Raw genomic sequence first — 16,932 nt, 5'->3', positions numbered from 1 at the left:
CGTGCATCAGGATCTCCCGCCGGACCTGATCGACGATATCGAAGCCTTCTGCGATCCGTTCCTCACGCTCTGCGACGATCTCGAAGGGCTGCTGACGGATAACCGCATCTTCAAGCAGCGGAACGTGGATATCGGCATCGTGAACCTCGACGATGCCTGGAAATGGGGCTTCTCGGGCGTGATGGTGCGCGGCTCCGGCGCGGCCTGGGACCTGCGCCGCGCGCAGCCCTACGAGTGCTATTCCGAACTCGCCTTCGATATTCCCGTGGGCAAGAACGGCGACAATTACGATCGCTACTGCATCCGCATGGAAGAGATGCGCCAGTCCGCGCGCATCATGAAGCAGTGCTGCCAGAAGCTGCGCGAGCCCGCCGGCAAGACGCCGATCTCCTCGCTCGACGGCAAGATCGTGCCGCCGAAGCGGGGCGAGATGAAGCGCTCGATGGAAGCGCTGATCCACCATTTCAAGCTCTACACCGAAGGGTTCCACATGCCGGCGGGCGAGGTCTATGCCGCTGTGGAAGCGCCGAAGGGCGAGTTCGGCGTCTATCTCGTGGCCGATGGCACCAACAAGCCCTATCGCTGCAAGATCCGCGCGCCCGGCTTCGCGCATCTCCAGGCCATGGATTTCCTGTGCAAGGGCTACATGCTGGCGGATGTCTCGGCGATCCTCGGGTCGCTCGACATCGTGTTCGGCGAGGTGGACCGGTGAGGGCGGCGCTGGTTGCCGCATGCGTGATGGTGGCGGGCGCGTCTGTCGCGCAGACGCCGGACCCGTTCACCCTGCCGCCGCCGACGCAGGCGCCGCGGCCTCCGGGCCAGCAGGCGCCGGGCGGGCAGCCGCCGGTGGTGAATATCGAGGCGCTCACGCGCCAGGGGGTCGAGATCAAGGCCATGGAGCGCGCCTCCGATCGCGCCAACGGCTTCGTGGTGATGCTGCAGCGGGCGGGCGAGGTGCGCACCTGCTTGATGCGCCTTGAGAGGGATCAAGGCCAGGCGCCGCGCGCGTCGAGCGTTTGTTTTTGAGGCGGCCAGCCGTCTCGGGATTGTGCTGCTGAAGCCGGGAGGAGTCCGCTTCGGAAGCCTTGGGGGATTTGGGACATTCCGCCGTTCGGAGGGTTGCTCCGTCCGGCGAGGGTGATATGAGCCGTTGCGCCGCAACATGCGCGCGGCCGATGCCGAGGATTGAATATGGCCGTACGCCGCCTTGCTCCGGACGAGTTCCAGCCGAAGAGCTTCGCCTTCACCCCGGAAAACCGGACATGGGTGGAAGGACAGGTCGCGAAATATCCGCCGGGCCGGCAGGCCTCGGCCGTGATTCCGTTGCTCTGGCAGGCCCAGAAGCAGGCCGGCGGCTGGCTGCCGCGCGCGGCGATCGAGCATGTCGCCGAGGTGCTCGAGATGGCGCCGATCCGGGTGATCGAGGTCGCGACCTTCTACACCATGTTCAATCTGGAGCCGGTGGGCGAGCATTTCATCCAGCTCTGCGGCACCGTGCCCTGCCATTGCATGGGCGCGCTGGAGCTGAAGAAGGTGCTGCGCGAGAAGATCGGCGAGGAGCGTCACGTCACCGCCGATGGCAAGTTCTCCTGGCTGGAGGTGGAATGTCTCGGTGCCTGCTGCAACGCGCCGATGGTGCAGATCAACGACGATTACTTCGAGGATCTCACCCCTGAGATTTTCGCAAAGCTGCTGGATGATCTCGCCTCCGGCAAGCCCGTGAAAAAGGGCCCGCAATCGGGCCGCCGCGCCTCCGAGCCGGCCGGCGCGATTCGGACCCTGCAGGATCCGAGCCTCTATGATGGCTCAGCCGTAGGTTCTTGGAAGAAGGCCTTCGATGAGCGCGTGAAGACGCAGGCCAAGGCCAGGGAAGAGGCGGCCAAGGCTGCAGAGGCCGCGAGAATGGCTGGCGCTCCCGCTGCGGCACCGCCGCCGGCTCCGAATGCACCGGCCGTCACCACGCCGAAAGCAGCAGAACCCGAGCCCGCCGCGAAGCCCTCGCCCGCGAAGGCGGCCGGGCCATCGCCCGTCGGCGATGAGTTCAAGCCGGAACTGTTGAAAGAGCCTCGCGCTGGCAAGTCCGATGACCTCGAACTCATCTGGGGCGTCGGGCCGAAGCTGGGCGCCATGCTCAACCGCATGGGCATTTATCATTTCGAGCAGATCGCGGTCTGGACGCCGGAAAACCTCGCCTGGGTCGACCAGAACCTCGAGGGCTTCAAGGGCCGCGCCCAGCGCGATGACTGGATCGGGCAGGCGAAGAGGCTCGCGACCGGCTGGCGGCCCGAAAACGCCGTCGGCGACAAGCCCAGGGGGGCGAAGTAAGGTGATGCTGAGGGGGAACGGCATTCGGCAGGCAGAAAGGTTCGGGGGGGCGTTGATCGCGCTCGTCGCGCTTTCGGCATGCCTGAGTGGCGAACGCGAGATGGAGGCGCGCTTCTCCGCCAGCGATCATGCGGCGTGGATGGCCAAAGGCAGCGCGGAAATCGCGGGCGAGGCTTTCATCCGCCGCCCAAATGGCTGGCTGGCGCGGTGCTCGGGTGGTGTGGTGCAACTCGTGCCCGCGAGCCCCTATTTTCGCGAATGGCTGGCGATCCGCCGGGACGGGGCGAGCATCGCCAATGCCAGCGCGCGCACCGAGGAACATCGCGCGGCCTTGCGGCAGACCCAGTGCGACCAGAATGGCCGCTTCCGATTTTCCGACCTTCCGGCCGGAAAATGGATTGTCATAACCCGAATTCCCTATGATTCACCGCGCGATGCTTTCCGCGAGGACGCGTTCTACGTGACCGAAGTTGAAACCAGGGCGGGGGAAGTGGCGAAGGCCGTTCTCTCCAACCCGAACCGGATCTGAGCATGCTTCACGATTCTGATCGCATCTTCACGAACCTCTACGGGCTTCACGACCCGGGCCTCAGGGCTGCGCTGAAACGCGGCAACTGGGATGGCACCAAGCACATCCTCTCGATGGGGCGGGACTGGATCATCGACGAGATGAAAGCCTCGGGCCTGCGCGGGCGCGGCGGCGCGGGCTTCCCCACCGGCATGAAGTGGAGCTTCATGCCGAAGGTGAGTGATGGCCGCCCGCATTATCTCGTGGTGAATGCGGATGAATCCGAGCCCGGCACCTGCAAGGATCGCGAGATCATGCGGCATGATCCGCATCTTCTCATCGAGGGGTGTCTGATCGCGAGCTTCGCGATGGGTGCGCATGCCGCCTATATCTACATTCGCGGCGAATACATCGCCGAGCGTGAGGCGCTTCAGCGCGCGGTGGATGAGGCCTATGCGGCCAATCTCGTGGGCAAGAACAATGTCCACGGCTATCCGTTCGACATCTATGTGCATCACGGGGCCGGCGCCTATATCTGCGGCGAGGAGACCGCGCTTCTCGAAAGCCTCGAGGGCAAGAAGGGCCAGCCGCGCCTGAAGCCGCCATTCCCGGCCAATATGGGCCTTTATGGCTGCCCCACCACCGTGAACAACGTGGAATCGATCGCCGTTGCCGGCACCATCCTCAGGCGCGGCGCGAGCTGGTTCGCAGGGATCGGCCGCCCGAACAATGTGGGCACCAAGCTCTTCTGCGTGTCGGGCCATGTGAACAAGCCCTGCAACGTGGAAGAGGCGATGGGCCTCACTTTCCGCGAACTCATCGACACCCATTGCGGCGGCATCAGAGGCGGCTGGGACAACCTGCTCGCGGTGATCCCCGGCGGCTCCTCGGTGCCCTGCGTGCCGGCCGAGCAGATCATCGACACGCCGATGGATTTCGACAGCCTGCGCGCCTTGCGCTCCGGCCTCGGCACGGCGGCGGTGATCGTGATGGACAAATCGACGGATATTGTGCGGGCCATCGCCCGCATCTCGTATTTCTACAAGCACGAGAGCTGCGGCCAGTGCACGCCCTGCCGCGAGGGCACGGGCTGGATGTGGCGCGTGATGACCCGCATGGCCGAGGGCCGGGCGCAGAAGCGCGAGATCGACATGCTGCTCGATGTCACCACCCGCGTCGAGGGCCACACGATCTGCGCTTTGGGCGACGCTGCAGCCTGGCCGATCCAGGGGCTGATCCGGCATTTCCGGCACGAGATCGAATCGAGGATCGACCAATATGCAGCGAACCCGCACAGCGATCCTGTGCCGGTTCCGGTCGCGGCGGAGTGAGTGCGATGACCAGGATCCTCGTCGATAACGTCGAAATCGATGTGCCGCCGCATTACACCTTGCTGCAGGCGGCGGAGGCGGCTGGCGCGGAGGTTCCGCGCTTCTGCTACCATGAGCGTCTGTCGATCGCCGGCAATTGCCGCATGTGCCTCGTGGAGGTGAAGGGTGGCCCGCCCAAGCCGCAGGCCTCCTGCGCCATGAATGTGCGCGACCTGCGCCCCGGCCCCGACGGCTCGCTGCCGCAGATCTTCACCAGGTCTCCCATGGTGAAGAAGGCGCGCGAGGGCGTGATGGAGTTCATGCTCATCAACCACCCGCTCGATTGCCCGATCTGCGACCAGGGCGGCGAATGCGACCTGCGGGACCAGGCGATGGTCTATGGCAAGGATGCCTCGCGCTATTCCGAAGACAAGCGCGCGGTCGAGAACAAGTATATCGGCCCGCTCGTGAAGACCGTGATGACGCGCTGCATCCACTGCACGCGCTGTGTGCGCTTCACCACCGAAGTGGCGGGGATTACCGAACTCGGCCTCCTTGGCCGTGGCGAGGATGCCGAGATCACCACCTATCTCGAACGCGCGATGACGAGCGAATTGCAGGGTAACGTGATCGACCTCTGCCCGGTGGGCGCGCTCACCTCGAAGCCCTATGCCTTCAACGCCCGCCCGTGGGAATTGCAGAAGACCGAGAGCATCGACGTGATGGATGCCGTCGGTTCCGCCATCCGCGTGGATAGCCGCGGCCGCGAGGTGATGCGCATCATGCCGCGCATCAACGAGGCGGTGAACGAGGAATGGATCTCGGACAAGACCCGCTTCATCTGGGATGGCCTGAAGACCCAGCGCCTTGACCGGCCCTATATCCGCGAGAATGGCAAGCTGCGCGCCGCCTCCTGGGGTGAGGCTTTCGCCGTGATCTCGGCCAGGGTGAAGGCTGCCGCCCCGGCAAAGATCGGCGCGCTGGCGGGCCAGCTCGCGGGCGTGGAAGAGATGTTCGCGCTCAAGGCCCTGATGGGCAAGCTCGGCTCGCCGAACCTGGACAGCCGTTTCCCCGGTTCACCGCTCCACCCGAGGAATGGCCGCGCGAGCTACCTCTTCAACGCGACCATCGCGGGGATCGAGGAAGCGGACTCGCTGGTGATCATCGGTGCCAACCCCAAGAAGGAAGCGGCGGTGCTCAATGCGCGCATCCGCAAGCGCACCCTCAGGGGCGGCTTCGAGGTGAAGGTGATCGGCGAGAAGGTCGATCTTTCCTATCCCGTCACCTATCTCGGCGCGGGGCCGGAAACGCTCGCGGCGCTCCTCAGGGATGCGAGGTCCGAAGAGGGCAGGAAGCCGCTGGTGATCGTGGGGCAGGGCGCGCTGAACCGCGCCGACGGCGCGGCGATTTACGCGATGACCATTGCGCTGGCCGAGAAGCTCGGCGCTCTTCGCGCCGATTGGAACGGCTTCTCGGTGCTCCATACCGAAGCCGGTGCCGTGGGCGCGCTCGATCTCGGCTTCGTGCCGCAAGAAAACGGGGATGGATCGGGCGGGCTTGATACGGCCGGCATGCTGAAGCCCGGTGCGCTCGACGTGCTGTTCAATCTCGGCGCGGATGAGGTGGAAATCCCGGCCGGGGCCTTCGTGATCTATCAGGGCACGCATGGCGATCGCGGCGCGCATCGCGCCGACGTGATCCTGCCGGGCGCGGCCTATACCGAGAAGAGCGCGACCTATGTGAACCTCGAGGGCCGCGTGCAGCTCACCAACCGCGCGATCTTCCCGCTGGGCGAAGCGAAGGAAGACTGGGCGATCCTGCGGGCGCTTTCCGAGGCCATCGGCCAGAAACTGCCCTTCGACAGCCTCAACGCCCTGCGCGCGGCGCTTTATGCCGAGTTCCCGCATTTCGCGGGCCTCGACCAGATCGCGGCCGGCGATGCGGCAACGCTCGCCAGGCTCGGCAAGGCCGATGCGAAGCCGGACAAGGCGCCTTTCGTGAACGCGGTGCAGGCGTTCCATCTCACCAATGCGATTGCCCGCGCCTCCAGGGTGATGGGCGAATGTGCGAGCCTCGCGGCGGCCCCGGCCGTGGCGGCGGAATAAGGAGCGAAACCGTGGTCGATGACACGCCTCCTGCCAAGAAATCGCTCGTCGGGCCGATGATCCTCGGCACGCTGGTTTTTGTCGTGCTCGCGGTTGCCGCATGGGTGGCCTTCGCCGTGCTGCGCTATCTCGTGATGGAGACGATGTGGTTCGTGCCGCTGCTGATCGTGGCCGGCAAGACGCTGCTGCTGCTCGCGGGGCTGCTGATCTTCATCGCCTATATCCTGCTGGCTGATCGCAAGATCTGGGCGGCGGTGCAGCTCCGGCGCGGCCCGAACGTGGTCGGCCCCTGGGGTCTGCTGCAGAGCTTCGCGGATTTCCTGAAATTCGTGCTGAAGGAGCCGGTCATCCCGGCCTCGGCCGACAAGGTGCTGTTCCTGCTGGCACCGCTGCTCACCTGCGTGCTCGCGCTCGCGGCCTGGGCGGTCATCCCCGTGAATGCGGGCTGGGCGATCGCGGACATCAATGTGGGCGTGCTCTACATCTTCGCGATCTCGTCGCTGGGTGTCTATGGCATCATCATCGGCGGCTGGGCCTCGAACTCGAAATATCCGTTCCTCGGCGCGCTGCGCTCGGCGGCGCAGATGGTTTCTTATGAGGTGTCCATCGGCTTCGTGATCATCACCGTGCTGATGCTCGTCGGCTCGCTGAACCTCACGGATATCGTGCTGGCGCAGCAGAATTCCGGCCCCGCCCATTGGCTCGGCGTGCCGTGGTTCACGATGCTGAACTGGTTCTTCATCCCGCTCTTCCCGATGTTCGTGATCTTCTTCATTTCCGCTCTGGCCGAGACGAACCGGCCGCCTTTCGACCTGCCGGAAGCGGAATCGGAACTCGTGGCGGGCTTCATGTCGGAATACGGGTCCACCCCCTATCTCCTGTTCATGCTCGGCGAATATGTGGCGATCATGACCATGTGCGCGCTGACGGTGATCCTTTTCCTCGGCGGCTGGACGCCCCCGCTCGCCATTCCGCCCTTCACCTTCGTGCCGGGGGTGGTGTGGTTCGTGCTGAAGGTCTGCGTGGTGTTTTTCGGCTTCGCGATGGTGAAGGCGATGGTGCCCCGCTACCGCTACGACCAGCTGATGCGCCTGGGCTGGAAGGTGTTCCTTCCGCTCAGTCTTGCGGCGGTGGTCATCGTTGCGAGTGTCCTGCAGCTCACGGGGTGGTATCGCTGATGGCGCTGGCGATTGGTGCCCTGCTGGGAGCGCTCACCGGGCTGGCGCTTGCGCTGGCGCAGGTGAAGCTTGTCCGAATGTATGCCGCCGGCAAGCCCGAGCATATCCGCGGGCGCGCCTATGACACGATCGACCAGCTGAAGCTCACGAGTTTCCTCGGTCTGCCGCTCATTTTCTCGATCATCGGCTACATGCTGGCCGTTTCGTATTTCGGATAGGGAGCCAGGACAATGGCACTCGCACAGGCCGCCAGGGGCCTTCTGCTGAAGGAGTTCGTCTCAGCCTTCGTGCTGACGATGCGCTATTTCTTCAAGCCGAAGCCCACGCTGAATTATCCTTTCGAGAAGGGGCGGCTCTCTCCGCGCTTTCGTGGCGAGCATGCGCTTCGGCGCTACCCCAACGGGGAAGAGCGCTGCATTGCCTGCAAGCTCTGCGAAGCGGTGTGCCCGGCCCAGGCCATCACCATCGAGGCCGGCCCGCGCCGCAATGACGGCACGCGGCGCACGACCCGCTACGACATCGACATGACAAAATGCATCTATTGCGGCTTCTGCCAGGAAGCCTGTCCGGTCGATGCGATCGTCGAGGGGCCGAATTTCGAATTTGCGACCGAAACGCGCGAGGAGCTTTTCTACAACAAGGAAAAGCTGCTCGCGAACGGTGCGCGCTGGGAGCGGGAAATCGCGCGCAATATCGCGATGGACGCGCCGTACCGTTGAGGGAAACCGAAAAATGTCCGTCGTCTCCCTCTTCTTCTACCTGTTCTCGTGTGTGCTGATCGCCTCGGCCGTGATGGTCGTGTCAAGCCGAAACCCCGTGCATGCGGTGCTCTTCCTGATCCTCGCCTTCTTCAATGCGGCGGGCCTGTTCCTGCTGATGGGGGCAGAGTTCCTCGCGATGATCCTCGTCGTCGTCTATGTCGGCGCGGTGGCGGTGCTCTTCCTTTTCGTCGTGATGATGCTCGACGTGGATTTCGTGGAATTGCGGCAGGGCTTCCTGCAATATCTGCCGCTCGGCGCGCTCATTTCGGCGATCTTCTTCATCGAGATCGCGCTGGTGGTCGGCACCTGGCAGTTGGCGCCCGATGCGCTGGCCATGCGCAAGGCCGCGACCGCGATGCCGGTCGATGCGATGAATGCCCGCGCGCTCGGCCGCGTGCTCTACACGGAATATGTCTATTTCTTCCAGGCGGCGGGGCTGATCCTGCTCGTCGCGATGATCGGCGCGATCGTGCTCACGCTGCGCGAGCGCGAGGGCGTGCGCCGTCAGAGCATTCCGCAGCAGAACGCGCGCACCAAGGCCGGCTCGATGGTGGTGGTCGACGTGCCGGTGGGGCAGGGCGTTTCCAACGACGGCGTGTTCCGCAAGGACGCGGCCGGGCAGAAGGTTTGAGGGCGATGGAGATCGGACTTTCGCATTATCTCGTCGTCGCGGCGATGCTGTTCACGATCGGCGTGTTCGGCATCTTCATCAACCGCAAGAACGTGATCGTCATCCTGATGTCGATCGAGCTCATCCTGCTCGCGGTGAACATCAACCTCGTAGCGTTCGCCATGCATCTGGGGGATCTGACCGGACAGGTCTTCGCGTTGCTGGTGCTGACGGTGGCGGCAGCGGAAGCCGCGATCGGGCTGGCGATCCTTGTCGTCTATTTCCGCAACCGCGGCACCATCGCGGTCGAAGACATCAACGTGATGAAGGGCTGACGCATGATCCCGAAAAGTGGATTCCGGTTTTCGCTGGCGCGGACCTGCGGTTCGGAACAGATCATGCGGGAAGGTAAGGGGCTCGCATGATGGCTACGGCAATTGTCTTTCTGCCGCTGCTCGGCTTCCTGATCGCCGGCATCGCGAGCCTTCTGGCGCACAAGCCGGCCCGCGAGGCGGATGTGATCGCCTTCGGGAAGGCCGATCATTCGGAGCAAGGCCATGGTTCGCATGGTCATTCTTCGCACGCTCGCGACGATCATCACCCTGACGACCACCATGCGCCGGAGCCGTCGCCGCATTCGGAAGCCGTCTCGCGCTTCGCCGAAGTGCTGACGACCGGCTTCCTGATGGTCGCGTGCATCCTCTCCTGGGTGCTCTTTTCGCAGATCGCGCTGGGTTCGGCCCAGCCGATCCGCATCACGCTCGCCTCGTGGATCCATGTCGGCAATTTCGTCGCCGACTGGAACATCCGCGTCGATACGCTGACGGCGGTGATGCTGGTGGTGGTGACGACTGTCTCGGCGCTCGTGCATCTCTATTCGATCGGCTACATGCACGAGGATGCAGGCAGGCCGCGCTTCATGGCCTATCTCTCGCTCTTCACCTTCGCGATGCTGATGCTCGTGACAGCCGACAACCTCGTGCAGATGTTCTTCGGCTGGGAAGGCGTGGGCCTCGCGAGCTACCTGCTGATCGGCTTCTGGTTCAAGAAGAAGAGCGCGAACGACGCCGCGATGAAGGCCTTCATCGTGAACCGCGTCGGCGATTTCGGCTTCGCTCTCGGCATTTTCCTGGTGTTCTGGGTGTTTGGCGCTGTGAGCTTCGATCCGATCTTCGCCGCCGTCCCCGGCAAGGCGAAGGAAGTGGTCAGCTTCCTCGGCTTCCATCTCAACGCGCTCGAACTCGCCTGCTGCCTGCTCTTCATGGGCGCGATGGGCAAGAGCGCGCAGTTCCTGCTGCACACCTGGCTGCCGGATGCGATGGAAGGCCCGACCCCGGTTTCGGCGCTCATCCATGCCGCGACCATGGTGACGGCCGGGGTCTTCATGGTGGCGCGCCTGTCGCCGCTTTTCGAGGCGACCCATTTCGCCATGAGCGTGGTGCTGATCTTCGGGGCGACGACGGCGATCTTCGCGGCGACCGTCGGCCTCGTGCAGAACGACATCAAGCGCGTGATCGCGTATTCGACCTGCTCGCAGCTCGGCTACATGTTCGTGGCGCTCGGCTCCGGCCTCTATGCCGGCGGCATCTACCACCTCTTCACGCATGCCTTCTTCAAGGCGCTGCTGTTTCTGGGGGCCGGCTCGGTCATCCATGCGATGCATCATGAGCAGGATATCCGGAAGATGGGCGGGCTCATCAAGGTGATCCCCTTCACCGCCGCGATGATGTTCATCGGCAATATCGCGCTGACGGGTTTCCCCTTCACGGCCGGCTATTACTCGAAGGACGCGATCATCGAGGCCGCCTTCGTGGCGCATACGCCGGGGCACGTCTATGCTTTCCTTTGCGTGGTGCTCGCGGCGGGCCTCACCTCGTTCTATTCGTGGCGGCTCTATTTCCTCACCTTCCTGGGCGAGACGCGCGCGGACAAGCACAGCTTCGAGCACGCGCATGAAAGCCCGCTTGTGATGCTGGTGCCGCTCGGCGTGCTGGCGGCCGGCGCCTTCCTTGCCGGTGCGCCGCTCGCGCATTCCTTCCTGTCGGATGCGACGGGCGACTTCTGGAAGGGTTCGCTCTTCACCGGACCCGAGAACCACGTGCTGCACGACATGCATGATCCCGCAAAACTGCCGCGCTGGGTGGTGTGGTCGCCTTTCGGGATGATGGTCGGCGGCTTCGTGCTCGCCTATCTCTTCTATCTGCGCTGGCCGCGGATTCCGGGCCGGATCGCGGAGCGGCACCCGGCGATCTACCGCTTCCTTCTCAACAAGTGGTATTTTGACGAGCTCTACGACCTGATCTTCGTGCGGCCCGCGCGCTGGCTCGGCCGCTTCCTGTGGAAGAAGGGTGACGGCCTCGTCATCGACGGCTTCGGGCCGGATGGCGTCTCGGCTCTCACCGTGAAGATCGCCGGCCGCGTGATGAGATTGCAGACGGGTTACGTCTATCACTACGCTCTGGCGATGCTGCTCGGCGTCGCGGGCTTCGTGACCTGGTATCTTTATTCCGGGGGAGCCCACTGATGTTCGGATTTGGCATTCTCTCGGGGCTCCTGGTCCTGCCGCTGGCGGGGGCGGCCTTCGTGCTCCTGCAGAAGGATGATGAGGCGGGCCGGCGCAACATGCGCTGGGGCGCCTTCTGGACCACGATCGTCACCTTCCTCTTGAGCCTGGTCGCGCTCTCCCGGTTTGATGCCGCGAAGGCGGGTTTCCAGCTTGTGGAGCGCAAGGCCTGGCTCGGCACCGAGATCACCTACCAGCTCGGCGTCGACGGCATCGCGATGCCCTTCGTGATGCTGACAACCTTCCTGATGCCCTTCTGCATCGCAGCCTCCTTCAACGCGATCAGCAAGCGCGAGAAGGAGTATTACGCGCTGTTCCTGCTGCTCGAGATGCTGATGATCGGCGTGTTCGTGGCGCTCGATCTCGTGCTGTTCTATGCCTTCTTCGAGGCGGGCCTCATCCCGATGTTCCTGATCATCGGCATCTGGGGCGGCGCGCGGCGCATCTATGCGAGCTTCAAGTTCTTCCTCTACACGCTGCTCGGATCGGTGCTGATGCTCATCGCGATCATGGCGATGTACTGGACGGCGGGCACGGCGGATATCGTGAAGCTGCTCGCCTTCAGGTTCCCCTCGAACATGCAGTACTGGCTGTGGCTGGCCTTCTTCGCGAGCTTCGCGGTGAAGATGCCGATGTGGCCGGTTCACACCTGGCTGCCGGATGCGCATGTGGAAGCGCCGACCGCCGGGTCGGTGATCCTCGCGGGCATCCTGCTGAAGATGGGCGGCTACGGCTTCCTGCGCTTCTTGATCCCGATGTTCCCCGAGGCGAGCCTCTATTTCGCGAATTTCGTCTTTGCGCTCTCGGTCATCGCCATCATCTACACCTCGCTGGTCGCGATGATGCAGGAGGACATCAAGAAGCTGATCGCCTATTCCTCCGTGGCCCATATGGGTTTCGTGACGATGGGCCTCTTCACGCTAAACGCGCAAGGTGTTCAGGGCGCGGTGTTCCAGATGGTGAGCCATGGGCTGGTCTCCGGCGCGCTCTTCCTCTGCGTTGGCGTGGTCTATGACCGCATGCATACCCGCGAGATCGCGGCCTATGGCGGTCTTGTGAACAGGATGCCGCTCTACGCGCTTGCCTTCCTGCTCTTCACCATGGCGAATGTGGGCCTGCCGGGCACGTCGGGCTTCGTGGGGGAGTTCCTCACGCTGCTCGCCTCCTTCAAGGCGAATACCTGGGTCGCGTTCGGCGCGACGACCGGCGTGATCCTCTCGGCGGCCTATGCGCTCTGGCTCTTCGCTCGTGTCGTCTATGGCCGGACCGAGAAGCAAGCACTCGAGACGATCCCCGATCTCTCGGGGCGCGAGATCGCGATCCTCGCGCCGCTCGCCGTGCTCGTCATCTATTACGGCGTGCAGCCGAACGCCATTCTCTCGATGAGCCAGGCGAGCGTGGATGCGCTGATCGCCGGGTTGCAATCCGGGCTGCCGGCCAAGGCCGCGGCGCTTGTGAAATAACGGGTGAAGCCATGAATGTTCCCGTTTCTCCCGTTCCCGATTTCGGCCCGGCCCTGCCGGAAATCCTGCTCGCGGTGACCGCATTGGCGCTGGTGCTGATCGGCGCCTTCCGGGGCGATGGTGCCAAGAAGCTCATCGACGGCATCGCCATCACCGCGCTGCTCGTGGCCGGACTGCTGCTGATTGACCAGAGCCCCGGCCGCGTATCCACCTTCAACGAGGCCTTCGTGGTCGACAGCTTCGCCCGCGTGATGAAGCTCCTCACGCTGATCGGCGCGATTGCCGCGATCGTCATGTCCACGCGCTTCCTGCGCGAGGCGAAGATCGCGCGGTTCGAATACACGATCCTCATCCTGCTCTCGACCATCGGCATGATGATGATGTGCTCGGCCAACGAGCTGATCTCGCTCTATCTTGGTGTCGAGCTGCAGAGTCTTGCGCTCTACGTCATCGCGACCATGAACCGCGACGACGAGAAAAGCGCCGAAGCGGGCCTGAAATATTTCGTGCTCGGCGCGCTCTCCTCGGGCATGCTGCTTTACGGGATGAGCCTCGTCTATGGCTTTACGGGCTCGGTGACCTTCCCGGCCATTGCCAAGGCGGTTTCCGCGCCGGGCGGTGCGGGCGTGATGTTCGGGCTTGTCTTCATCGTGGCGGGCCTCGCCTTCAAGATGAGCGTCGTGCCGTTCCATATGTGGACACCCGATGTCTATGAAGGCGCGCCCACGCCCGTGGCGGCCTTCGTTGCGACGGCGCCGAAGATGGCCGCCGTGGCGATGACCGTGCGCATTCTTGTCGATGGCTTCCTGCCGGTGCTGAAGGATTGGCAGCCGATCATCATCTTCGTGGCCATCGCCTCGATGGGCCTTGGGGCCTTCGCCGGCATTGGCCAGCGCAATATCAAGCGCCTGATGGCCTATTCCTCCATCGGCAACATGGGCTACGCGCTGGTCGGCCTCGCGGCGGGCACGATTGCCGGCGTGGAAGGCATCGTGATCTTCATGGCCATCTATCTCGCGATGACCATCGGTGTCTTTGCGGTGATCCTCGCGATGCAGATTGATGGCCGGCGCGTGGAGCAGATCACGGATCTCGCCGGTGCCGCGCGCACCAATCCGGGCCTTGCCTTCGCGATGGCGGCGCTGCTGTTCTCGCTGATCGGGATCCCGCCGCTCGCGGGCTTCTTTGCGAAGTTTTACGTCTTCGCGGCCGCGATCGAGGCGAAGCTCTTCGTGCTGGCGGTGATTGGCATCGTGACCAGTGTGGTCTCGGCCTATTACTATCTGCGCATCATCAAAGTGATGTATTTTGATGAACCGGCCCCGGCCTTCCAGCCCATGGCCATCGAGCTCAAGAGCCTGATGTGGCTCTCGGCCGGCTTCGTGATCCTCTTTGCGATCGTCGCCGGCCCGCTGAAGAATGTGGCGCAACTCGCCGCGAAGTCATTGTTCTGAGTGGCCGGCAGAGAGTGATACTTCGGCTTGATCCCCGACTGGCGGCGCGCGGCTATGCGCTCCGCCACGAGCCGGAAATCGGCTCCACCAATTCGGCCGCGAAAGAGGCGCTGCGTGCCGGCGCAGACCGGCTGTGGGTTATCGCCGATGCGCAGAGCGCGGGGCGAGGACGCCACGAGCGTGGCTGGGTTTCGCCGCCCGGCAACCTCCATGCATCCCTTGCGCTTGCCGCGCCTTGCGAACCCGCGAAGCTTCCGCTTCTTGGCTTCGTGGCCGGTGTTGCGCTCATCGAGGCGATCATTATCCTTGCACCGGATCTCGCCTCGCGCCTTGCCTTGAAATGGCCGAACGACATGCTGCTCGACGGGCGGAAGCTCGCCGGCATCCTGCTGGAGGGCGAGAGCGATCCCGCGGGTCGGCCGGGCGTCATCATCGGCATGGGCGTCAATGTGGCGCATGCGCCCGAAGGCCTCGATCAGGAAGCAGCCCATCTGGCGGCGCAGGTTCCGTGGATCACCCGCGACAGCCTGTTCGATGCGCTCCAGAAGGCCTTTGCCGAGACGCTCACGGTGTTCGATGAGGGCAGGAGCTTCGCGTCGATCCGCCAACGCTGGCTTGCATCGAGCCTCCCCATGGGCCAAAGGCTGAGGGTCAAGTTGCCGGGGGGCACGCGGGAAGGCACGTTTTCGGGCCTGGACGCGCAAGGGGCGCTCCGGCTCGAAATGGAATCCGGGCCCGTGACCATTGTCGCGGGCGATGTGTTTGTCCTGCCCTGAGGCATGACGCCGGGCGGAGACGGAAAGGTGCCGGGACGGCATGAAGGAAGAAACTCTGGTTTTCGCGGCTCTCGGCGGCCTCGGTGAAATCGGCATGAACATGGCGCTCTACGGCTTCGGCACGGGCAAGAAGCGCCAGTGGCTGATGGTGGATTGCGGCGTCTCCTTCGCGGGGCCGGACCTGCCGGGCATCGACCTCGTGATGCCGGATATCCGCTTCATCGAGGCGGAGAAGAAGAACCTGCTCGGCATTGTCATCACCCATGCGCATGAGGACCATTTCGGCGCGCTGCCCGATCTCTGGCCGCGCCTCGGCGCGCCGGTCTACATGACGCCGTTTTCCGCGAACCTCCTGGAAGCGCGCCGCTATTCGGAAGAGAACCGCCCGCATCCGCCGGTGCGGGTCATTCCCCAGCGCGGCGAGTTCCGACTCGGGCCCTTCCATATCGAAACCATTCCGGTGGCCCATTCGATCCCCGAGGCGATGGCGCTCGCGATCCGCACGCCGCTCGGCACGGTGCTGCATACCGGCGACTGGAAAATCGACGAAACGCCCGTGCTCGGCGAGCCGACCGATGAAACCCGCCTGCGCGCCATCGGCGACGAGGGTGTGCTCGCGATGATCTCCGATTCCACCAACGTGACGCGGGACGGAATCTCTCCTTCCGAGCGCGACGTGCAAGTCTCGCTGCGCGATCTCATCGCGCAATCCAGGGGCAGGGTGGCGGTCACCACCTTCGCTTCCAACGTCGCGCGCATCCGCGCCGTGGCGGAAGCCGCGAGGGAAGCGGGCCGCGAGGTGATCGTCGTGGGCCGCGCGATGGATCGCGTGGCGGATGTCGCGGGTGAACTCGACATGCTCGACGGCCTGCCGCCCTTCACGCCGGTCGATCGCTACAAGAGCATCAAGCGCGACAAATGCGTGCTGATCCTCACGGGCTCGCGCGCATCGCTTCCGGCGACCACCCCGATGTCGATCTTGCGCCGGGCGACCGGCTGATCTTCTCCTCGCGCGCCATTCCCGGCAATGAGAAGGCCATCGGCGCGATCATCAACAACCTGGTGAACCAGGGCGTGGAGGTTATCACGGATCGCGACGGCCTCGTGCATGTCTCGGGCCATCCGCGCCGCGAGGAAATGCGCCGGATGTACGAGTGGATCCGGCCGAAGATCGCGATCCCCGCGCATGGCGAGGCCTTGCACCTCACGCTGCATCGCGATTTCGCGAAGGCGCAGGGCGTGCGCGACGTGATCCGCGCCTACAATGGCGATGTGGTGCAGCTTGCACCGGGCCGCCCGGCCATCATCGACGAGGTGCCCGTGGGCCAGCTCGTGAAGGATGGCAACCTGCTGATCTCCGCGCTCGACGATTGCATCCGCGAGCGCCGGAAGCTCGGCTTTGTCGGCACGGCGATCGTCGCGGTCGGGCTCGATGATCGCGGCAATCGGCTGGGTTCGGTCGATGTCGCGACGATCGGCATCCCCGGCGAGGATGACGAGGGCGAGCCGATGGAGGCGCATCTGCGCGACCTCGTCGAGGAGACCTGGCGCTCCATTCCGAAGAACACGCGCCGCGATCCCGACGCCGTGCGGCAGGCGCTGGAACGCGGCATCCGCGCGGGCATCAACGACCTGTGGGACAAGAAGCCGTATACCAAGGTGCTGATCGTCGAGTTGTGAGCCCAGCCCCCATGAAATTCTACTGCGGCCGTCGCCTGCTGGCCCGTTCTGCGCGTCCGGTGCTCATGGACTTCCACGTCCACTGCGCTCCGGTTCTCGAACGGACCACCATTCGACAGACCGCAGCGAATTTCGAGCTGGAACAGATCCCAACCGAAGAATTGTGCCAGAGGAGAATGCCATGCTCGGACGCCTGAAC

The 16,932-nt window shown here is 64.3% G+C and carries 14 protein-coding genes and 2 pseudogenes; all 16 read left to right on the top strand.

The genetic code is table 11. The features are described from left to right. Window positions 1-712, top strand: a pseudogene (locus ACKODO_RS15440) (NADH-quinone oxidoreductase subunit D); the annotation flags it as partial. Continuing rightward, a complete protein-coding gene (locus ACKODO_RS15435) occupies window positions 709-1,026 on the top strand; it encodes a hypothetical protein (RefSeq protein ID WP_408984333.1) in 318 nt (105 codons plus the stop codon). The pseudogene ACKODO_RS15440 and the gene ACKODO_RS15435, both read left to right, overlap by 4 nt. A gap of 165 nt (window positions 1,027-1,191) precedes the next feature. Then, entirely contained in the window at window positions 1,192-2,325 is a 1,134-nt protein-coding gene (gene nuoE / locus ACKODO_RS15430) for an NADH-quinone oxidoreductase subunit NuoE (RefSeq protein WP_408984332.1), read from the top strand. 4 nt (window positions 2,326-2,329) lie between these two features. Next, entirely contained in the window at window positions 2,330-2,854 is a 525-nt protein-coding gene (locus ACKODO_RS15425; RefSeq protein ID WP_408984331.1) for a hypothetical protein, read from the top strand. 2 nt (window positions 2,855-2,856) lie between these two features. Further along, window positions 2,857-4,164, top strand: a complete 1,308-nt coding sequence (gene nuoF, locus ACKODO_RS15420) for an NADH-quinone oxidoreductase subunit NuoF (protein WP_408984330.1) — start codon at window positions 2,857-2,859, stop codon at window positions 4,162-4,164. 5 nt (window positions 4,165-4,169) lie between these two features. Beyond that, on the top strand, window positions 4,170-6,248 hold the full coding sequence (gene nuoG / locus ACKODO_RS15415; protein WP_408984329.1) for an NADH-quinone oxidoreductase subunit NuoG: 2,079 nt from the start codon (window positions 4,170-4,172) through the stop codon (window positions 6,246-6,248). A 143-nt stretch (window positions 6,249-6,391) separates the two neighbouring features. Beyond that, a complete protein-coding gene (nuoH, locus tag ACKODO_RS15410; protein ID WP_408984335.1) occupies window positions 6,392-7,426 on the top strand; it encodes an NADH-quinone oxidoreductase subunit NuoH in 1,035 nt (344 codons plus the stop codon). Next, window positions 7,426-7,644 carry a hypothetical protein gene (locus ACKODO_RS15405; protein ID WP_408984328.1) on the top strand — a complete coding sequence of 73 codons (219 nt, stop codon included), beginning with the start codon at window positions 7,426-7,428 and terminating at the stop codon, window positions 7,642-7,644. The genes nuoH and ACKODO_RS15405 overlap by 1 nt, the downstream gene beginning before the upstream one ends. Before the next feature lie 12 nt (window positions 7,645-7,656). Beyond that, window positions 7,657-8,145, top strand: coding sequence for an NADH-quinone oxidoreductase subunit NuoI (gene nuoI / locus ACKODO_RS15400; protein ID WP_408984327.1), 489 nt, complete (start codon window positions 7,657-7,659; stop codon window positions 8,143-8,145). 13 nt (window positions 8,146-8,158) lie between these two features. Beyond that, window positions 8,159-8,818 (top strand): NADH-quinone oxidoreductase subunit J, encoded by a 660-nt coding sequence (locus ACKODO_RS15395; RefSeq protein ID WP_408984326.1) that lies wholly within the window; start codon window positions 8,159-8,161, stop codon window positions 8,816-8,818. Window positions 8,819-8,823: 5 nt separating this feature from the next. Continuing rightward, complete coding sequence (gene nuoK, locus ACKODO_RS15390; protein ID WP_408984325.1) at window positions 8,824-9,132, top strand: NADH-quinone oxidoreductase subunit NuoK; 309 nt, start codon at window positions 8,824-8,826, stop codon at window positions 9,130-9,132. Window positions 9,133-9,221: 89 nt separating this feature from the next. Continuing rightward, window positions 9,222-11,321 carry an NADH-quinone oxidoreductase subunit L gene (nuoL, locus tag ACKODO_RS15385; protein WP_408984334.1) on the top strand — a complete coding sequence of 700 codons (2,100 nt, stop codon included), beginning with the start codon at window positions 9,222-9,224 and terminating at the stop codon, window positions 11,319-11,321. Next, window positions 11,321-12,823 carry an NADH-quinone oxidoreductase subunit M gene (locus ACKODO_RS15380; RefSeq protein WP_408984324.1) on the top strand — a complete coding sequence of 501 codons (1,503 nt, stop codon included), beginning with the start codon at window positions 11,321-11,323 and terminating at the stop codon, window positions 12,821-12,823. Before nuoL ends, ACKODO_RS15380 begins: the two co-directional genes overlap by 1 nt. Window positions 12,824-12,834: 11 nt before the next feature. Then, a complete protein-coding gene (gene nuoN / locus ACKODO_RS15375; RefSeq protein WP_408984323.1) occupies window positions 12,835-14,277 on the top strand; it encodes an NADH-quinone oxidoreductase subunit NuoN in 1,443 nt (480 codons plus the stop codon). Window positions 14,278-14,291: 14 nt separating this feature from the next. Continuing rightward, complete coding sequence (locus ACKODO_RS15370) at window positions 14,292-15,053, top strand: biotin--[acetyl-CoA-carboxylase] ligase (RefSeq protein WP_408984322.1); 762 nt, start codon at window positions 14,292-14,294, stop codon at window positions 15,051-15,053. Window positions 15,054-15,093: 40 nt separating this feature from the next. Next, a pseudogene (locus tag ACKODO_RS15365) lies at window positions 15,094-16,733 on the top strand (ribonuclease J). Window positions 16,734-16,932 lie beyond the last annotated feature (199 nt).

This window comes from Rhabdaerophilum sp. (assembly GCF_046092605.1).
In the GTDB taxonomy this organism is placed as follows: Bacteria; Pseudomonadota; Alphaproteobacteria; order Rhizobiales; family Beijerinckiaceae; genus Rhabdaerophilum.
The sequence above is the reverse complement of the archived record's forward strand: the minus strand, read 5'-3'. Positions and strand labels throughout refer to the sequence as shown.

What these genes read in the sequence shown, in the direction of transcription:
- ACKODO_RS15405 (WP_408984328.1), top strand. Translation starts at nt 7,426, where the DNA reads ATGGCGCTGGCGATTGGTGCCCTGCTGGGAGCGCTCACCGGGCTGGCG.
- nuoF (WP_408984330.1), top strand. Translation starts at nt 2,857, where the DNA reads ATGCTTCACGATTCTGATCGCATCTTCACGAACCTCTACGGGCTTCAC.
- ACKODO_RS15380 (WP_408984324.1), top strand. Translation starts at nt 11,321, where the DNA reads ATGTTCGGATTTGGCATTCTCTCGGGGCTCCTGGTCCTGCCGCTGGCG.
- nuoE (WP_408984332.1), top strand. Translation starts at nt 1,192, where the DNA reads ATGGCCGTACGCCGCCTTGCTCCGGACGAGTTCCAGCCGAAGAGCTTC.
- nuoG (WP_408984329.1), top strand. Translation starts at nt 4,170, where the DNA reads ATGACCAGGATCCTCGTCGATAACGTCGAAATCGATGTGCCGCCGCAT.
- nuoL (WP_408984334.1), top strand. Translation starts at nt 9,222, where the DNA reads ATGGCTACGGCAATTGTCTTTCTGCCGCTGCTCGGCTTCCTGATCGCC.
- nuoK (WP_408984325.1), top strand. Translation starts at nt 8,824, where the DNA reads ATGGAGATCGGACTTTCGCATTATCTCGTCGTCGCGGCGATGCTGTTC.
- nuoN (WP_408984323.1), top strand. Translation starts at nt 12,835, where the DNA reads ATGAATGTTCCCGTTTCTCCCGTTCCCGATTTCGGCCCGGCCCTGCCG.
- nuoI (WP_408984327.1), top strand. Translation starts at nt 7,657, where the DNA reads ATGGCACTCGCACAGGCCGCCAGGGGCCTTCTGCTGAAGGAGTTCGTC.
- nuoH (WP_408984335.1), top strand. Translation starts at nt 6,392, where the DNA reads ATGTGGTTCGTGCCGCTGCTGATCGTGGCCGGCAAGACGCTGCTGCTG.
- ACKODO_RS15395 (WP_408984326.1), top strand. Translation starts at nt 8,159, where the DNA reads ATGTCCGTCGTCTCCCTCTTCTTCTACCTGTTCTCGTGTGTGCTGATC.
- ACKODO_RS15425 (WP_408984331.1), top strand. Translation starts at nt 2,330, where the DNA reads ATGCTGAGGGGGAACGGCATTCGGCAGGCAGAAAGGTTCGGGGGGGCG.